Source organism: Candidatus Thiodictyon syntrophicum (genome assembly GCF_002813775.1).
Taxonomy (GTDB): domain Bacteria; phylum Pseudomonadota; class Gammaproteobacteria; order Chromatiales; family Chromatiaceae; genus Thiodictyon; species Thiodictyon syntrophicum.
Window position 1 is genome coordinate 5,879,673 of sequence record NZ_CP020370.1, and the last position, 17,274, is coordinate 5,896,946.

19 protein-coding genes are annotated in these 17,274 nt (G+C 53.1%); all 19 read right to left on the bottom strand.

The features are described 5' to 3' along the window. Positions 1-25 precede the first annotated feature (25 nt). A complete protein-coding gene (locus THSYN_RS25090) occupies positions 26-742 on the bottom strand; it encodes a class I SAM-dependent methyltransferase (protein WP_100921540.1) in 717 nt (238 codons plus the stop codon). A gap of 50 nt (positions 743-792) precedes the next feature. Continuing rightward, on the bottom strand, positions 793-1,842 hold the full coding sequence (locus THSYN_RS25095; RefSeq protein WP_100921541.1) for a radical SAM/SPASM domain-containing protein: 1,050 nt from the start codon (positions 1,840-1,842) through the stop codon (positions 793-795). Between the two features lie 131 nt (positions 1,843-1,973). Further along, positions 1,974-3,119 carry a glycosyltransferase family 4 protein gene (locus THSYN_RS25100; protein WP_100921542.1) on the bottom strand — a complete coding sequence of 382 codons (1,146 nt, stop codon included), beginning with the start codon at positions 3,117-3,119 and terminating at the stop codon, positions 1,974-1,976. After that, positions 3,116-4,360 (bottom strand): glycosyltransferase family protein, encoded by a 1,245-nt coding sequence (locus THSYN_RS25105; RefSeq protein WP_157817919.1) that lies wholly within the window; start codon positions 4,358-4,360, stop codon positions 3,116-3,118. The genes THSYN_RS25100 and THSYN_RS25105 overlap by 4 nt, the downstream gene beginning before the upstream one ends. Next, on the bottom strand, positions 4,354-6,237 hold the full coding sequence (gene asnB, locus THSYN_RS25110; RefSeq protein WP_100921544.1) for an asparagine synthase (glutamine-hydrolyzing): 1,884 nt from the start codon (positions 6,235-6,237) through the stop codon (positions 4,354-4,356). The genes THSYN_RS25105 and asnB overlap by 7 nt, the downstream gene beginning before the upstream one ends. A gap of 38 nt (positions 6,238-6,275) precedes the next feature. Then, positions 6,276-6,950 (bottom strand): methyltransferase domain-containing protein, encoded by a 675-nt coding sequence (locus THSYN_RS25115; protein WP_157817920.1) that lies wholly within the window; start codon positions 6,948-6,950, stop codon positions 6,276-6,278. Positions 6,951-6,963: 13 nt separating this feature from the next. Then, positions 6,964-8,013, bottom strand: a complete 1,050-nt coding sequence (locus THSYN_RS25120) for a glycosyltransferase (protein WP_100921546.1) — start codon at positions 8,011-8,013, stop codon at positions 6,964-6,966. A 1-nt stretch (position 8,014) separates the two neighbouring features. Then, positions 8,015-8,800 carry an FkbM family methyltransferase gene (locus THSYN_RS25125; protein WP_100921547.1) on the bottom strand — a complete coding sequence of 262 codons (786 nt, stop codon included), beginning with the start codon at positions 8,798-8,800 and terminating at the stop codon, positions 8,015-8,017. Positions 8,801-8,887: 87 nt separating this feature from the next. Then, a complete protein-coding gene (locus THSYN_RS25130) occupies positions 8,888-9,904 on the bottom strand; it encodes a glycosyltransferase (RefSeq protein WP_100921548.1) in 1,017 nt (338 codons plus the stop codon). A 44-nt stretch (positions 9,905-9,948) separates the two neighbouring features. Then, positions 9,949-11,088, bottom strand: a complete 1,140-nt coding sequence (locus tag THSYN_RS25135) for a DegT/DnrJ/EryC1/StrS family aminotransferase (protein WP_100922590.1) — start codon at positions 11,086-11,088, stop codon at positions 9,949-9,951. Further along, entirely contained in the window at positions 11,085-11,501 is a 417-nt protein-coding gene (locus THSYN_RS25140) for a sugar 3,4-ketoisomerase (RefSeq protein ID WP_100922591.1), read from the bottom strand. Before THSYN_RS25140 ends, THSYN_RS25135 begins: the two co-directional genes overlap by 4 nt. 107 nt (positions 11,502-11,608) lie before the next feature. Further along, on the bottom strand, positions 11,609-11,749 hold the full coding sequence (locus tag THSYN_RS34315) for a hypothetical protein (protein ID WP_157817921.1): 141 nt from the start codon (positions 11,747-11,749) through the stop codon (positions 11,609-11,611). Then, positions 11,746-12,054 (bottom strand): hypothetical protein, encoded by a 309-nt coding sequence (locus THSYN_RS25145; RefSeq protein WP_157817922.1) that lies wholly within the window; start codon positions 12,052-12,054, stop codon positions 11,746-11,748. The genes THSYN_RS34315 and THSYN_RS25145 overlap by 4 nt, the downstream gene beginning before the upstream one ends. A 180-nt stretch (positions 12,055-12,234) precedes the next feature. Continuing rightward, complete coding sequence (locus THSYN_RS34995; protein ID WP_216644627.1) at positions 12,235-12,657, bottom strand: sugar 3,4-ketoisomerase; 423 nt, start codon at positions 12,655-12,657, stop codon at positions 12,235-12,237. A gap of 6 nt (positions 12,658-12,663) precedes the next feature. Further along, positions 12,664-13,149, bottom strand: coding sequence for an acyltransferase (locus THSYN_RS36910; protein WP_269467347.1), 486 nt, complete (start codon positions 13,147-13,149; stop codon positions 12,664-12,666). Continuing rightward, complete coding sequence (locus THSYN_RS25155; protein WP_157817923.1) at positions 13,130-14,350, bottom strand: glycosyltransferase; 1,221 nt, start codon at positions 14,348-14,350, stop codon at positions 13,130-13,132. The genes THSYN_RS36910 and THSYN_RS25155 overlap by 20 nt, the downstream gene beginning before the upstream one ends. After that, complete coding sequence (locus tag THSYN_RS25160; RefSeq protein WP_100921551.1) at positions 14,343-15,296, bottom strand: glycosyltransferase family 2 protein; 954 nt, start codon at positions 15,294-15,296, stop codon at positions 14,343-14,345. The genes THSYN_RS25155 and THSYN_RS25160 overlap by 8 nt, the downstream gene beginning before the upstream one ends. A 61-nt stretch (positions 15,297-15,357) precedes the next feature. Further along, the gene (locus THSYN_RS25165) at positions 15,358-16,317 is read right to left on the bottom strand and encodes a WavE lipopolysaccharide synthesis family protein (protein ID WP_100921552.1); all 960 of its coding nucleotides are present in this window, start codon (positions 16,315-16,317) and stop codon (positions 15,358-15,360) included. After that, positions 16,301-17,269 (bottom strand): WavE lipopolysaccharide synthesis family protein, encoded by a 969-nt coding sequence (locus THSYN_RS25170; protein ID WP_157817924.1) that lies wholly within the window; start codon positions 17,267-17,269, stop codon positions 16,301-16,303. Before THSYN_RS25170 ends, THSYN_RS25165 begins: the two co-directional genes overlap by 17 nt. Between the last annotated feature and the right edge of the window lie 5 nt (positions 17,270-17,274).

The window sequence follows — 17,274 nt, forward strand, 5'->3', positions numbered from 1 at the left end:
TCGACAACGAACTTTTGACGAAGCTTCACCGCACCGAGAGCACAATCGTCATGTTTGCAGTGATCACTGATTTCTGATTGTCGTGGAAAACGGTGCGAATAAACTGGCTTACCACACTGCGAGCCAGCAACATCATGCTTCGCCGCATGTAACGCAATAAACCAACCCCCTTCAAAGGAAGAACCGGCGCCCGCGCCTGGACCACGTCAAAACCGGATATTGCTGCTAATTGCGCGACCGCCTGCGAACCCAGCAGGGACCGATGGGTCACATCGCCGAATTGATAGAAGCCGGAAAACGGGCTATCCCCGCTGGGTACCCTCGCCACAAATAGTCCCTTTTTCTTTAAGAGACAGCGCGATCGTTGCAGCAAGACGTAGATATCGTCAATCGCCAAGTGTTCAAGCACATCGAAAGCGATTATCAAGTCGAAGTGTTGCCGACACTCGAGCGTGGACAGGCTTTCTGAACCATCAACCACTTCAAAACCTTGCTTTCTGGCACACGCAAGGAGATCTGGATTGATCTCTGTTCCTGTATAATCGAAACCGCTATGCCTACACCACCCGGCGAACGCTCCATTGCCAAACCCGATCTCCAGGATACGGAGATCCTTCCCCAGTTCGACGCCTGAAACAATCAGTTCCCGCGTGAAGTAGATGGCATCGGTCTTCGTGAACTCAGCAAATGCCTGATCATTCCAATGCTTTAGCTGAATGTAAGCTCTATCTGGAATTTCCATAGCTCAGAAATTTCAATGTTCAGTTTGCCAGTAAATTGGTGAGGGCCACATCAGGATTTCAATGCCGCATCCTGTCGTATCTCGCGCCGTCGGCCTATCAGCCCATTGGCTGGATCACAATACATGGAGCAGGTCTTGCATGTGGTTGGAACATTGCCCGATTCCCATTCATCCAATATGTCTCCAATCTTTCCATGTGCTTCGACAAGATCCATTTCCTTGATGTTCCCGATATGCAGGCGGGGGTCGCCATAGACATTGCGACATGCGCACAGATGGATATCCCCGTCAGGATGAACTGTCAGGTCCCATAATAGCATACAGGGACGCAGAGTGAGTTCGGGCGCCTCTTTCTGAAGGATATAGCCTTCAGGCAAGATGTCCTTGGTAATTAGCCCCAGCCAATCGTCCACCTCGGTCATAACCTCCACGCTATGGGCGAGTTGCATCACCTCTTCCATTTCCGGGGCCGCAAGCAAAACATCAACGGGCAAATCTCCCCGCAGCCTGATGTTTATTTCTCGTTTATTGCCGAGCAATCTATTTTCGCGCAAAAGCTTCAATATACTGTCACGCGTTCGCTCAAAGTGGCGGACCCGGTAATCTCTTTCGTACATTGCCTGATCGAACCCAGCAAACGAAAGATTGATTTTATCCGGCCCATTAAGCAGAAATTTGCGCGCATCAGTCCTATGCAGCAAAAGACCATTCGTTGTCACTTCGATCTGATCGACACCAATCGCTCTCAACTGGCTTAACTTGTCCATGAACATCGGAGCCATAAGCGGTTCACCGATATTTGGGGACATCATGACTTGTCTGATTCTGGCATGCCGCATCCTCTGCAAAGCAAGTTTGAATATAGCATCTGACATATGGACCGTGTCTTCTTTTCGAGCGAATTGATACGCGCAAAATACGCAATTCGCGTTACATTTTCTTGTTATCGCCAGGTTTAAGCGTATTGGCGATGCACCCAGATAGGCTGATCTTGGAATCGAACGCCATGCGTACTTGGCAAAACCGTTAATAACAGGAATTAATGCGATCTTGAGAATGCTCGCTATACTTCTCTTGTTCTTGATGTAGACAGCAGGCATATCCAGGCAACCTCCTTAGCAATCCGGTAAGGTGAAAGCTATAACCAGAAATAGTCCAGGCATAGCGCTGCACTTAATGTTGGCAACAGCCATGTCAGAGGATTTTCACGAAATCGGAGAAATCCAAAGGTTCATCGACTTCGCATCGCTGCAAGTTTACTGGAGTAGCGTTCTCCATAAGCCCGCCACGATAGTCGAGACCGTGCCTCACCCAAGAGATTACGGGCTACTCCGACAGGGAAGCGGCTCTGTGCCCAATCCACGGCCTGACGGATGCCGTTGACCAAGGCATCAGGGTCATCATGCGGAACCACGAAAATGCCTTCCTTCAATCCAGTCAGTTCTGCTAGATCGTCGCCGCCGGTGCGGTCGGTACAGACGACCGGTAGCCCGCAAGCTAAGGCTTGGGCCTGCACGAGCGACAAACCTTCCTCTCGCGAGGCTAGGACAAAGACCTGAGCACGCCCGTACCAGGTAGGCAACTGCCACTGCGCCACTGCATCCTGATGTTGGAACCAGGACTGGAGCGGCAAAGGGGCGTCGGCCACCGCGCCGACATGGAGCAATTGCACCGCGCCGTCTAAACGCGCAACGGCCTCCACCAGCAGGCCGCAGCCCTTTCGATAAGACCATGCGCCGGTATAGATTGCCCTTGGCGGCTCATTGGCGGGAGCGACCGTGGGCATGAACATGTCAAGATCGACGCCATAGGGATTGCGAAATAGTTTGCTGACCGGGAACCCTTGCTCCAGGAAGCTCTGCGCGACGTGCAGTGAGGGTATGGCCACCTGATCAGCCAGTGAATACCCAGCCAACTCCCGCTCTATGTATTGGCTGGTTACAGTTTCCGACGGCAAGCCGCGGTCTCTTAGCTCATCCAGAATCGCCTGCTGCGATAACACATGCCGACTGCCGCGTTCGATAAACACCTTGGCCCCATAGCGGTTGCGGGCCGCACGGGCACTTTCGATGCACAGGCCCGACATGCCAATGAACACGTCGCAGGCTTCCAGTTTGATGGCAATCAGTCGATCGGCCGCGGCGAGCATCAGCGGGGCGAGCTGGCGACGCACCCCCTTTCCGCCATAGCGCTGCGCCGCCACCAGGGGCAGCAGCCATGGCAGCAAGCCCCGGTGCGCCGCCACAGGCAGGCCAAAGCGGGCGGTCCGGCTCCGCGGCAAGATCGAGTAGAAGGCGACCTCATGACCGAGTGCAGCCAACTCCCGTGCCAAATCCAGCACATGGAATCGGCCGGTCGTAGCAATGGCAATCTTCATACCCTGGTCTGCCGGGTAACCTGCTGAAAGACCCGCTCCAGCCGCACCGCAAGGGCAGCCCAGGTGAAAGAAGCACTACAGACGTCATGTGGGGCTGGCGCCGGGCACCGCCCACGGATCAGATCGAGCGTTTCGGCGAGATCGGCGCTGGCGGCGCAGCAGAAAAGCTCACCGCCGGTGTCCGCCGCCAGTCCGCGCGACTCCTCGGTCTCGCCTGGAAAGGCCAGCACCGGTCGGCCACAGGCGAGGAGTTCCAGCAGCTTGTGATGAAAGCAGTTGGGATCCCATAGGTAGGTATTGACCGCCGCCGACCGGCACAAGGCCGCGAGCTCCGGCAAGGGCAAGTAGGGATGTGCCTCCACCCGCGCCAATCCCGCGAGACGCTCCAGGGCTGGACGCACTATAGCGTGATCGCCACCAGCGTAAACGATCTCGACCCCAACTGGCTTAACCCCCGTAAGTTTCGTCAGCCATTCCGATAAGCCGTCGATGAACGCTTCCAGGCTTCCATGATCATAAATACTACCGGTCAGGGTTAGCCGGAATACGCCCTGATCGAGTCGAGTCGGCGCAGCGTCTGCAAACGAGCGGTCCACGCCGCTGTAAACGACGCATGGTTGCGACGGGAACCACCGTGACAGGACCTGGGCATTGAATTCGGCATTCGCGGTGCTGGCAGCCATATCACTGAAGCGGCGGGCGATGATTGTTTGCAGGGTACTGGGCATGAAGACCTCCCAGGAATCCTTCATGTCTGCCGCCCACGGGCAGCCCGCCAACCGCCCCAGCCGCTGGGCGATGAGCCAGCAGTCTGTATTGCCGAACAGCCCCCAAGTCGCTTGGGGTTGGAACTCCCGCGCCAGGACCGTCAGGTACGGCTGAGTCGCTTGACTGAAATCCGTAAACATCCCGGAATGCCTGAGATAGCTCCAGGTCACCAGTGCCTTGCGCAGCATAACCGGCGTACGTGTCGAGCGAATGCGGTCCAGCAAGGCGCGCCTCAGGGGCCGGACCGCCAGCAACAGTGGCTCCGCCCAGTCATGTGCTCGCAATCGTTGGGCCAGTCGAGTTGGGGGCGGCGCGATTTCCGTCCCTTCGCGCCACTCGCAAAGCTGAACGACCCGATGCCCCCGCCTGGCCAGTTCTCTTGCAAAAAACCAGGAGCGCATGCCGGAGACGTGCGGCGTTGTGGGGTGCATGTGATTGACGAAGACAAGGTTCATGTACTTATCAATCAGCAACGCCCAACGAAATCGCGCTTCCACGCCTCACCGATAAAGGGCTGCCAGAGCGCCCACCCCAACTGCGTCTCGCCGCGCTTCAGCCGTTCCAGCACCCGGTGCCACCAGGGGGCATCCCAGTAAGCGCTTTCGCAAAAGGACCGCGAATGCAGCAGGTCTTCCGCGAGCGCCAGCAGCGGTCCCTGGAACCAGCTCTCCTGCGGGGGGCGGAAGCCCTGCTTGTTCCAGCGCGTGCGCACCTCCTCCGGAAGGATACCACGCATGGACTCGCGCAGCAGGCGCTTGGTCTGCACCTCGCCCATCAGGTACTGGGGCGGTAGGGACAGAACCAACTCGGCCAGGCGGTGGTCACAGAAGGGCAGCCGCACCTCGCGCGAGTGGGCCATGGAATTGCGGTCCCCGTAGCGCAGCAGGGTGGTCAGGTACATGCTGAAGGAGTCCTGATAAAGGGCGCTGCTCAGGGCGTCGAAGCGCGCGACCCGGCCGCGCTGGTTTTCCTGCGCGACGCGGCGGGCGACCTCGGGCTTGAGGCCATAGAGCAGGTTGGTGCCGATACCCAGCCGATGGGAGAGCCAGCGCCGCAGGCCGAAGGGCAGCCGGTCGCGCCAGCCGCGGGCCGGCGGGGTCAGGGCCAAGGGGTAGCGCTGCCGGATCGCGGGGAGTTCCCGCCTTAGCCGCTCAGTCTCGCCGCGCTCGGTCAGGGCCTGCACATAGAAGCGGAAGTATTGCTCGTAGCCGCCGAGTAGCTCATCGGCCCCTTGGCCATCCAATAGCACCGTGATTCCCTGCTCCTTGGCGAGCCGGAACACGCAGTACTGGGCATACTGGCTGGACGAACCCACCGGCAACTCGTTGTACCAGATAAATTCGGCCAGCTCGGCGGCAAGGCCGTCCGCCGTCGGCAGTACCACATGGCTGGTCACGCGGGAGGCGGCGATCACCGGTTCGGCATAATGCCATTCGTCCGCCGCGGTGCCCGGAAAGCGACCGGTGAAGGTGTGATACTCGCCCTCGGGATGGATGAACCGGCGGATCAGGCTGACGATCGCGCTGGAATCGAGCCCGCCCGACAGACAGGAGCCCACCGGGACATCGCTGCGCATGCGGATGCGCACCGCGTCCGTGAGCAGCTCGCGGAACTGGGCGACGGCGTCGGCCACAGAGAGTGCGGCCAATTCCGCGCGCGGCTGCAGGTCCCAGTAACGCCAAATCCGATAGTCCAGGGTTCGGCAATCCAGCACCATCGCCTCTGCGGGCAGCAACTGCTGGATGCCATTGAAGACCGTTTGCCGATCGCCGTCCAGCCCCATGCTGGCATTGTGCAGACCGCGCAGCAGGCGGAACTCGTCGTAGTCCGGTGCGATGCCCGGCAGGGCCAGCAGGGCCTTGTATTCCGACGCGAAGCCGAAGCGCGCCGGCCCGGCCGCGAACAGCAAGGGCTTCTCGCCGTAGCGGTCGCGGGCGCAGAAGAGGCACTGCGTGACGGTATCGTACAACGCAAAGGCGAACATGCCGTTGAAGCGCTGCAGGCAACCCTCGCCCCAGGCCCGGTAGGCGACCAGGATCACCTCGGTATCGGTGCCGGTGTGGAAGACATGGCCTAGGCGCTGCAACTCTGCACGCAGTTCCAGATAGTTGTAGATCTCGCCGTTGTACGTGATGACATAGCGCCCGCTGCTGTCTGACATCGGCTGGGTGCCGCGCTCGGACAGGTCGAGGATCGACAGGCGACGATGGGCAAGGTGCACCCTATCGCAAACGCTGGACCAGGTGCCGGCGCCGTCGGGACCACGGTGGATAAGCCTAGGCAGGATTGCCTCTAGCAACGCCTCGGATGAAACGAGGGAAGGGCCGATGATTCCTGCGATACCACACATATAAGATAAGCTGATGGAAAAAGAACTGAAGCGAAACGCTAAGGCCTTGTCGCTTCGACATAAAGCGACTCAACGGCCCGGTCTATGCTATCGATCAAAAGCCTGGCATCTGCACCACGCATATAAGCGCAATGCACAATATCATAAAAGCCGACTTCGGCTAACAACACCTGCATCGTTTCAAAATCGTAAGCATACTCATGCCCAAAATTCCTGAACACCCGATTGATCGCCATCAGTGGCGTTTTCTCATCTGTGTTGACATCGAAGTAGGGGGCATTAAATTGGCCGTCTGCCCGACTTCTCGTATACTCGTTAAGATAAAGCTCCGCATCCGGGACAACAATCCTAACTCGGCCACCCGGCCTTAGCACGCGATGCAATTCCCCCAGCACGTGTTTGCAATTAGCCAAAGACAAGTGTTCTAAACAGTGTTCGCTGAACGCGCCCACCATCGATCGGTCCGGAAGAGGTATACCATTCTTCAAATCCCAGCAGATATGTATACCAGGCCTCCACGAATAATCAAGATTTATAAATCCATTTACGATATTTGAACCGCACCCAATATTCAGAAGCTCTGATTGTGTCGCCTCCGGGCTGATAAAGGTTCTATTGTTGCGTATCAAGAAACCGATGAACGCCTGTACTTTTGAATAACTCCATATCGAGCGCGCCCAAGTGAGCCTGGTATTCGAGAATTCCAGCTTCATACTTTCGTCTCGCTCATTTCTTGCTAACCTGTCTATAATGCCAATAGTCATTGCGTCGCTCAATGACGGGTAAGGCTCGTTTGATGGCCAGCTTGAATACCAGCCTCAGGAGCCGCAGGAGAGTAGCCACTCGGTGGCCGGTCGTGACTGTATCGTCCCCAAGGTAATAGTCCCTCAGCATCGCGTTCTCGAGGAGTTTTTCCATGGCGGCCCAGCGGGCGCGCTTGAGGTCCTCCACTGGCCAGGAATCTGCCGGCACGGAATGGAGGTCGCGCAACATCTGCAGGTACGCCTTGACCGACTCACTCTTCTGCCAGATCGCCTTGCGATGATGCCGCGTTCGCCATTCCTGGAAATCCACCAGGTCGTAGGCCTGGCTGATATTGTCGGCGTGGACGCGATAGTTGACCAAGGGTTCGCGCAAATGAACCCGTTCGCCCAACAGAGTAGCCCTCAGATACAGCGCGTTATCCTCCAAGAGGAGGTTGTCAGGTAGTGGACCAAAGGCTTCAAACACGTCACGGCGCACGGCCAGCGATGCAGCCGCAACTCCGCCGAAGCGCCTCCTGACACCATCTTCAAGGCTCTGAAAGATTGTCTCGGTGTTCATTATACGCCCAAGGGACTGTCCAGCGGCACCAATCAAGGCAAGGTCGTTAGTGATGACCCTTGCCCGGCAATCCGATGCCTTCCATCGCTCCACCAAGACCCTGACACGATTGGGAAGAGAGACATCATCGGCATTTGCCAGGACGATGAGTTCGCCGGTTGATTTAGCGACCGCCGCATTGAGTTGACTGCCAATACCGATGTTGCGCTCGTTGCGGTTCAGGATAATCTTGTGCGGCCCGATATAAGCAGCAGACATCTCCTGCATGATGCAATAAGTACGATCCGCGGAGCCATCATCAGAGAGGACCACTTCCAGAGGAGAATAGGTCTGGGCAAAGGCGCTCTCGATTGCCTTAGAAATAAAACGCTCTTCGTTGTAGGCATAAATTACTAAAGTCGCAAGAACCACTGACTCATTTGGCTGCGAGCGAGGCTCCATGGGGGTATTCATACTAAAACCTTGAAAGCAAAGCCTTAAGAACTCCGTAACGTGAGTTTAGAGCAATCATGTTTCCTGCACAAAGATGCGCATTGGAAAGAAGCGATAGATCCCATATGACCCCCCCTTGTGTTAACCTTCCGATTTGAAAACCAGGCAATACTTCCCTAAACTTGTCCAAAAAATTGCCGCGCATCCAGCTCATTTCATTGTACTCAAACTGAACGATTTGGACCGAGTCCAATATGCCTGATAGCCCTTCAATAACTTCTATTTCAAAACCCTCCACGTCAATTTTGACAAAATCGATAGATTCAATACCTGCATGCTTCGCATACACATCTCCACGAATGACTCGACTCTTAAGGACCCGCGACTCCACTGAGTAAGGACGGCTACCTAAACCGCTTAAAGAAGGATTTTCGTCTACATGATGAAATGCTACTTCCGCTTCTGTATTCGATAAGCCAGCATCAACAAGAATAATTTTGGTGTCATGTCTTACATTATCTTGCAGTCGAGAAAACGTAATGGGACTAAGCTCGAATGCGAATATCTTAGCTTCTCCTAGTATTTTTGATATCATCTTAGAGTAGGAGCCATCGTTCGCGCCGACATCAAAAATTGTAGTTACCTTTTCATTCGATAAGCGACGTATAAGCGCGTACTCACCATCAGATGCAGACTCATAGTTATTTGCGGAAACATAACCATCACGGTATATCTGCGCAGCGAGAAAAATAGACCTTGATCCCGCCAAGTGCCTACTCGAATGCCAACGAAGCAAAGACTTAAGCATTTACAACCACCTCATTATCAGAATAAAACCCCCGGCTATGCCGGGAGACCCCAAGAGTTTGACATTTTCGGCACTTGATGACGAGAGTTATTTGCGCTCTATTTTTGAAAAATACAGTCCTGAAAAAAAACGCGCAGCAAGAAAACGTAAGCTCTGCTTGTAATCTCTAGTTAAGATCATCCACGATACTATTAACTTTAGCTGGTGGAAAACGTCATGCATACTGTAAAAATTCCAACATATGACCGCCTTTTTCATAGAAAAATTTACTGATTTAATCGCATCCGTTATTTCTAATTCACTAATAGAGTCGAAGCTTTTTGAATATTTGATAAGATCTTTTTTATAAGACCACAAAGCAGCAGTTGTCTGTTTCCACATTTTTGAATTGTATCGAAAGTATTCGTTGTAGGTCCATCGCTTTTTTTGTTGCGATATCCCGAACTCATGAATTCGATACCGCACTAACGGGTGCGGGATTTCGCATATTTCCCCAAGCAAAACCTCTCGAAGCGGAAGAACGCGGTCTTCAGTAATTACTCTCGGGTGGAGCGGACCGAAAAAATCAAATACTTCCCGTCTCCATGCGTGCGACGCACCCAGAAGACCGGGGCAAAACTTTTTGACGGCCATCACGAGGTCTTCTCGACTAGTCTGGTTTTTTGAACAGAATATTCCTAAGCTCGTTCCATTTTCATCAATCCGCAAAACACATGAATAGACACCCATACATTGCTTATTATTTGAAAATAACCGGACGATCTCGCTCGTGCGTTCTGGCATAGATATATCGTCACCAGCAGCAACAACGACTATTTCCCCCCGAGCTAATCCAACAATCTTATTTATATGAGATGCAATTCCTAAGTTGCGATCATTTCGATTGATTTTCAGACTGCTCAAGCCCTCATATCGCGCTGCTTTCTCTTTTATTAGATCGAAAGTTCTATCGATTGAACAGTCGTCGGAAATAATAATTTCCAATGGAGAATAAGTCTGTCCCAAAGCACCATCGACTGCTTCGCAAATATATTTTTCCTGGTTGTAAGCAAAGAGCGCGAAGGTGACCAGCGGGCGCTGATCATGGCTGGAGTGTTGCGTCATTTGATCAATTATTGAAACCGGTTAGTTTATTTGTCCCGGTGCGCTTACACCAGCAACACCCTACTGGCATCCACCACCCCCTGGACCACCCAAGCGGCATCCTCCACCGCCAGATGCGGCCCCAGCGGCAGGCTCAGTATCTCGTCTGCCAGGCGCGCGGCCAACGGGAAGGTTGCCGCGCCATGGCCCGCCGCGGCATAGGCCGGCTGCCGGTGCGGCGGAATCGGGTAATGGACGAGGGAGCCGATGCCGCCCGCGGTCAGGCGTTGCTGAAGGGCGTCGCGCTGGGGATGTCGGATGACGAACAGATGCCACACGGGCTCGGCCCAGTCGGGGACCTGGGGGAGGGTGAGGGGTGAGGGGTTAGGGGTGAGGGGTGAGGCGTTAGGGGTGAGGCGTGAGGTGTATTCTGTTGCAAGGGCTTTGCGGCGGGCGTTCCAGTCGTCCAGGTGGCGCAGCTTAACGCGCAGGACGGCTGCCTGCAGCGGGTCGAGGCGGCTGTTGAAGCCCTGGACCTCGTTGACGTATTTGCTCCGCGAGCCGTAGTTGCGCAGCACGCTCAGGCGGTCGGCCAAGTCGGCATCATTAGTGGTGACGGCACCGCCATCGCCGAGGGCGCCCAGGTTCTTGCCCGGATAAAAGCTCCAGGCGACGGCGTCCCCATGGCTGCCGATCCGTCGCCCCCGGTAGCGGGCGCCGTGCGCCTGCGCGGCATCTTCGAGGACCTTGAGGTCGTGGCGGCGTGCGATGGCCAGGATGGGGTCCAGATCGGCGGGCTGGCCGTAGAGGTGGACGGGCAGGATGACCTTGGTACGCGGGGTGATGGCCGCGGCAATGCGGTGCGGGTCCAGGTTGAAGGTCCGCTCGTCCGGCTCCACCGGGACCGGCGTGGCGCCGCAATGGCTCACGGCCAGCCATGTGGCGATATAGGTATGGGACGGCACGATCACCTCGTCGCCCGGCCCGACGCCTAAGGCCCGCAGGGCCAGGTGCAAGGCGTCCAGGCCATTGGCGACGCCGATGCAATGCCGCGCCTCGCAATAGGCGGCAAACTCCTCCTCGAAGGCCTCCACCTCCTCGCCGAGAATATACCAACCGGAGGCCAGCACCCGCGCCACCGCCGCGTCGATCTCCGGCCGCAGCTCGCGGTAGGCCGCGCCCAGGTCGAGAAAGGGGACGGTCACGCGCCCCACCGCGCCCGCATGAAGGCAGTGTAATCGCGGTAGTAGTCGTCCTCCGCATAGCGGTTCGAGGCCAGCACCATGCACACCGAGCCGGAGGAGAAGTTATCCAACTCCCGCCAGATCATCGGGCAGATGTAGAGCCCGCTATAGGAGCGATTGAGGTGGACGCGCTTCTTGTCCTTGCCGTCATCCAGGACCACGTCGAAGCTGCCGGACATGGCGATGATGAGTTGGTGCAGTTCCTTGTGGGCATGACCGCCCCGCTCCGCCCCGCCCGGCACGTCGTAGAGGTAATAGACCCGTTGGATGTCGAACGGGACATGATGGCCACCCTCGATAAAGGTCAGATTGCCCCGCGGGTCTTGGATCTTGGGGAGGTCGACGAGTTGGCATTGCTCCAGGCTGTACAGCATGGCGGGTCCCATTCAAGGCTGAGTCAAGGGTCTGGCCGGGTTCCCCACCGCACGACCGACCGGCCAGCCGCTCAGATTTTTATCACATTGGATGGCTATAGTGTCAATCAAGGCTGAACAAATCCTAATTCCTGCTCGATCAACCCGATCAAGTCAAGAATGCTCAGCGTCTGACCTGGTACGACCTCTTTACTGGATAACGCCAGCCGGGTTTTGACCGCAGCAAGATAGAGCCCAACCTCGTTCATCGTTCGCTTTGCAGCGCGTGCAGACGTTCGCGCAGAATTTGGGCCATATCACACAGCGCACTCCATTCAAAATAGTCGGCGCCATCGCCCAACTCACCGTCGTGAAAGCGTTCCTGGAAGTCGCGGGAGGTCATCTGGTATTGACGTTCATAGACTTGCAAATCAGCCTCGATGATCTCCAGCTCCCGGCGGGTTTGTGCGTTCTCCAGGGCGATCATTTTTTCCAGCGTTCGATCCACCACTTCACTCTGGTAGCCTTGGCGATAGAGTGATTCCAACTGTTGCAACTTAACTAACGTATTCATTGCTGTATCCATGGCTGATTGCTACCGCTGGGGGGAGAAGATGGCGGAACCGCTGCGCGTTCCGCCCTGCATCTTCCCGAATCTGTCGGGCGCACCCCCAGCCTCGATGCGTCGCCAACCAGTTCTGTAGGGTACGCACGGCGTACCCGACGGGCTCGCCCAGGTCGCGCGAGGGGCCGCTCACGCGCCCCACCGGGCCCGCATGAAGGCAGCGTAATCGCGGTAGTAGTCGTCCTCCGCATAGCGGTTCGAGGCCAGCACCATGCACACCGAGCCGGAGGAGAAGTTGTCCAACTCCCGCCAGATCATCGGGCAGATGTAGAGCCCGCTATAGGAGCGATTGAGGTGGACGCGCTTCTTGTCCTTGCCGTCGTCCAGGACCACGTCGAAGCTGCCGGACATGGCGATGATGAGTTGGTGCAGTTCCTTGTGGGCATGACCGCCCCGCTCCGCCCCGCCCGGCACATCGTAGAGGTAATAGACGCGTTGAATATCAAAGGGGATGTGATTGCCGCCCTCGATAAAGGTCAGATTGCCACGCGGGTCTTGGATCTTCGGGAGGTCGACGATCTTACAGGCGTCCAGGCTATTGGGCATGGCCATTCCGATTCACGAATTGATCAAGATCCTGGCGGGATTGCCGACGACGGTCACACCGGGAGGTACATCCTTGGTCACCACGGCCCCCGCGCCCACTCTGGCCCCAGCGCCGATGCGCAGGCCGGGCAAAATCGTCGCCCCTCCGCCGATGCTGGCCCCGTCTTCCACCCAAGTCGGCAAGCAGGGATAGTCGACATTTCGACTCTGGGGATATTTGTCGTTCGTAAAGGTCACATTGGGGCCGATATGTACGTCGTCGCCGAGGCGAAGGCCATCCCACAACTGCACTCCACACTTGACCGTTACCCGGTTACCGACGATCACATCGTTTTCGATGAAGCAATGCGAGCAGATGTTGCAGTCGCGGCCGATCCGGGCGCCGGGCAGGATGACTACAAATTGCCAGATCCTGGTCCCGGTACCGATCTCGATGCTCTGCACATCTGAAAGCGCATGAGCAAAATGGGCCATCGGCTCACCCAAGTGCTTGCTCATAATAAGCGGCCAGCCTTTGGCCAAAGGCCGTGGTTCCGCACAGGGACACGACATGCGCCCTGATGGCTTGCGGTTCAAATTGGATGTCTCCTCGATAAATGGCCTCGAGCCTGTCGGCAATCTTCAAATAGTTCTTGATCTCCACCAGCACACCTGATTCCGTCGTCAAAATGTCCTCCGTGCCCCCATGCCGGGTCGCCACGACGAACAGACCACATGCCATCGCCTCGAGCACCGAGACCGGGAAGCCCTCGGCGATGCTGGTCAACAGAAAGACCTGATTGGCTGCCAGATACCCCGGGACACGCTGCCTCTCGATACGATCAATGACGGTGATATCATCGGCTAGACCCTGGTCGACGATGAACTGTAACGTCTCCTCATACAGGCCGCCCCATACCTTAAGCCCGATCAGCGTCAGCTTGAACGGAATGTTCCGTCCCTTCAAGATCGTCAGTGCCCGCAACAGGGTCCGATGATCTTTCAAATGCGAAGCAGCGCCGATGGAGATCAGTTTCAAAGGGTGTCCTGGTTCATAAGGCGCGCACAGCTTGTTGAACACAGACTCATCGACAAGATTGAAAATCAGATTGGGCTCGACGTCGATATCGGACATGCCAAGCTGGCGCACCTTGTCATAACTCAAGGAAAGAACCATATCCGCGTTTCTGAACGCCCCCTTGATGTCGTCGCGCATGTGCTCCGGGTAATTGCAAAGCGCGAACGGCCTGTGTTCCGTAATTACGTAAGGAATCCCATAGACTTGCTTGATCCGCTGAGCGACCAGCCCGCCCAGATCGACCGAGTGGGAATGAATGAGATCGGGTTTCCAACCAGTAGCTTTCAGTTCCTCTAGTGCTTCTAAATAGGCGTCCAGCCTTTTTCGGTGGCGTTGACGTGGTGTCAAGCCAATAATCCGCATCCGGTATTCAATGAGGGGCGGATTCGAGAATACTTCGTCATCGGGAAGTCGTGCTCTGGTTTTGCTTTGGAAAACATACTTTAACCATTCGTCAGCCGTGTTTATTGGAGTTTTCAGCAATGCACGTATCGACGGGCGACAAATAAAACGGAAAAACAACACCTTGACATCAAAATGGTCGCACACAAGCTTAGCCTGCTCCTGAAAAAAAGAGCCATTGATTTTGTCTTCAGCGCGCGGATACCAAGAGGGGATTATTAAAATGCGTCTTTTAATCAATGGCGGGGAACTTTTTTGTATGATAGGGCTTTGTAATTACTGCCGCAACGATTCTTAAAGACAGCTTGATGGACTGCCTAGTTAATCCATACCCCGATATCATCTTCTGTAAATATTTTAGTGATGTTCTTTTCCACCCATGTGACAGCGCACTTAGGGCTGTAAAGTACATGTAGTCTAGGCGAGTTGAAGATGTCGCTTTCGTACTTTTCCCTGAATATCTAACAAGAGGTAAGCCCCTGCGCCTTCTGGCATCGTTTACTGCTTTTATTGCACTAGCTCGCTGCAATTCAGATCTTGTGTGAGATATTGACTTTGCGTGTCTTCTATAATGAATAACGACAGAGTCCAGGTTCGCCAGTTTGCCAACTTCTGCAACCCTTAAGAATAGGTCAAGATCTTCTGCCCAAATATAGCTTTCTCTGTAACCTCCTATTTTTCTTATTTTATTTGTTCTAAACATAACTGATGGATGGATCATTGCTCGACTATTGAATCGATTGAGCAAATCAACATCAATTGCATCGTGATCGGTTAAAACAGGCAGTGGGCATATAAGATCACCATCTTCATCAATGATGTACCCTTGCCCGCCAACCGCGAGCACATCAGTATTTTTTTCCAGAAAATTAAATTGTTTTTGAAGTCGCTCGGGTAAACTTATATCATCGGCATCCATGCGTGCGCAGTAGTTACCCTGTGCCTCAATCAATGCACGATTAAGAGCCAAAACTACTCCACTATTAGATTGCTCTAGCAACTTAATTCGAGGATCTGAATTCATGGCACTTCTTATAATTTGACTCGATTCATCGTTCGATCCATCGTCAACTATCAGAAGCTCAAAAGTTTTTAACTTCTGATTCAAAATGCTTTGAATAGCAGGTTCTAAATATCTCTCTGCGTTGAAAACAGGCATTAAAATAGACACAAGAGGTGATTTCATTTTCTTATGAAAGCTGCGTAATACACGAGGTAGTCTTTAATATGCGCCTGTTTAACTTACATTATCTCAGGCTAATATATTTTTTTATCGCTCTGATCATTACTCGGATATATGCTTTATGTTTAATAACAAAGAACCGAAGCAAATGCAGCAAAAAAATTATCTTAGCCTTGATATTCAATTCATATGCTTCTGCCAACTTCCAGGTAACGCAATCATAATCCGAATGTGGCACTGGGTATTTATAACTTCTTAAACCAAGCTCATATGAAGACCATGCCAAGAAGACTTGGGAAAGAACCTTATAACTCTGTATTACCTCGAAAAACCGAACATCATCATGTGCGCTAAACCGGAATTTAATACCAATTCTTAACAAAAAATCCAAGCAAAGCTGCTGCTCGGAATGAAAAGGATAGTCCATTCTTTCAGAAACGTCACATTTATAAAGCGGAGCATATAAACAAGATGCCAAAAATGATTTTCGACAAATAGTAATATTATTCTTGTTTTCAACTAACTTTCCATTCCAGATCTGCAAAAGGTCTCGCTGGAAACCTGCATGGAAGATATCCGAAATGTAATAAGGGAAAAGCGGGTTTCTATCATAGGACATTCCCATTAAAACTCGTGCGGCGAGACCAAAGCGTCTAACATTGGGAGAGTCTATTTTATCTAGCGCGTCTTTTAGACAAGAAGTAGAGTCCAGCCAAAAATCGGATCGTAGACGGACTGCGTATTTTGTTCTTACAGCCAAAAGGCCATTGTGTGTCCCTACCACCATCCGGTTATAATTCTTGAAATACCGGTTAGTGGTATCAATTTCCCCAGGGTCTTGATTATATAAGACCAATATATCAGAGCGCGAATAATTTGATGGCCATGTTGATAAAATTATTGGGGCACCAGGGAAATTAGTTTTTATGCTGTCAATACACTTTTCTGTAACATTAATATCGTTATGAAAGCTGACTGGTCCCTGAATAACGAATGTAATGTCTCCATTAGAGATTGCTGACATAAGACCAAAGCCTCCGCACAACGCGTCGAAAACGAGTGGATTTATAACTTACTTCCATTTGAAGATACTCATAAATAACTTGTATCGTTACCAAAGATCTTGCCAAAAAACTATCGGCAGCCTTCACCGCCATGTTCCAAATATAGAGATTATCCTGCCGATTATCCACTAAATGCTTTTTGCTAATCAGGTTTAGTTTATTGCGATCCACTACACAAAATAGTTCTCCCAGAATGTAATAGCTTTCTAGCAAATCAAAAATACTACTCCTCACCAGTGCTGTCATCCTGACTTTAACCCCCACCGCTTTAAGAAATCCTAAACATAATTGCTGCTCCGAATGGAAGAGATGATCCATGTTCAGACAACTGTCAGAACAACCTATTGATTCATAAATCAGACGCCCAATCCAGCTTGCTTCACAACTTACACGTGATGTCTCTACCAGTCGACCATTCCATAATTTTTGCATATCCTCCTTACATCCGAAGTTAAACCAGTCTGATATATAGAAAGGGTATAGCCGATAGTGCCGCCTTTGCATACACATCATGATCTTAGCGCTTAGCAATGGGTATTTAATCTGATCAATAAAACATTGCTTAGAAAATTCCTCCAATATTGGATAGAACCCTCCAAACCAAAAGTCTGATCGTATCTTCGCGACGTAACGTGTCTTTGACCGCGCAATACCTTCCGCAGTCGACTTCATCATACGGTTGTAATTTAAAAAGAATGGATCAGAGGTTTGTATAGGACCTGGATCTTCATTGACTATTATCACCACCCCGTCAATAGGGCCAGGATCTGTCCAGGTTGAAACAATAATCGATGCTTTCGAATAGTATCTTTTTATCGACTCTATACATTTTATGGTTATATTTTCACGACCATGTACAGCAATAGCGCCCTGGATAACAAACGTTACATCGGAGTAAGCATGACCACTCAAATGGA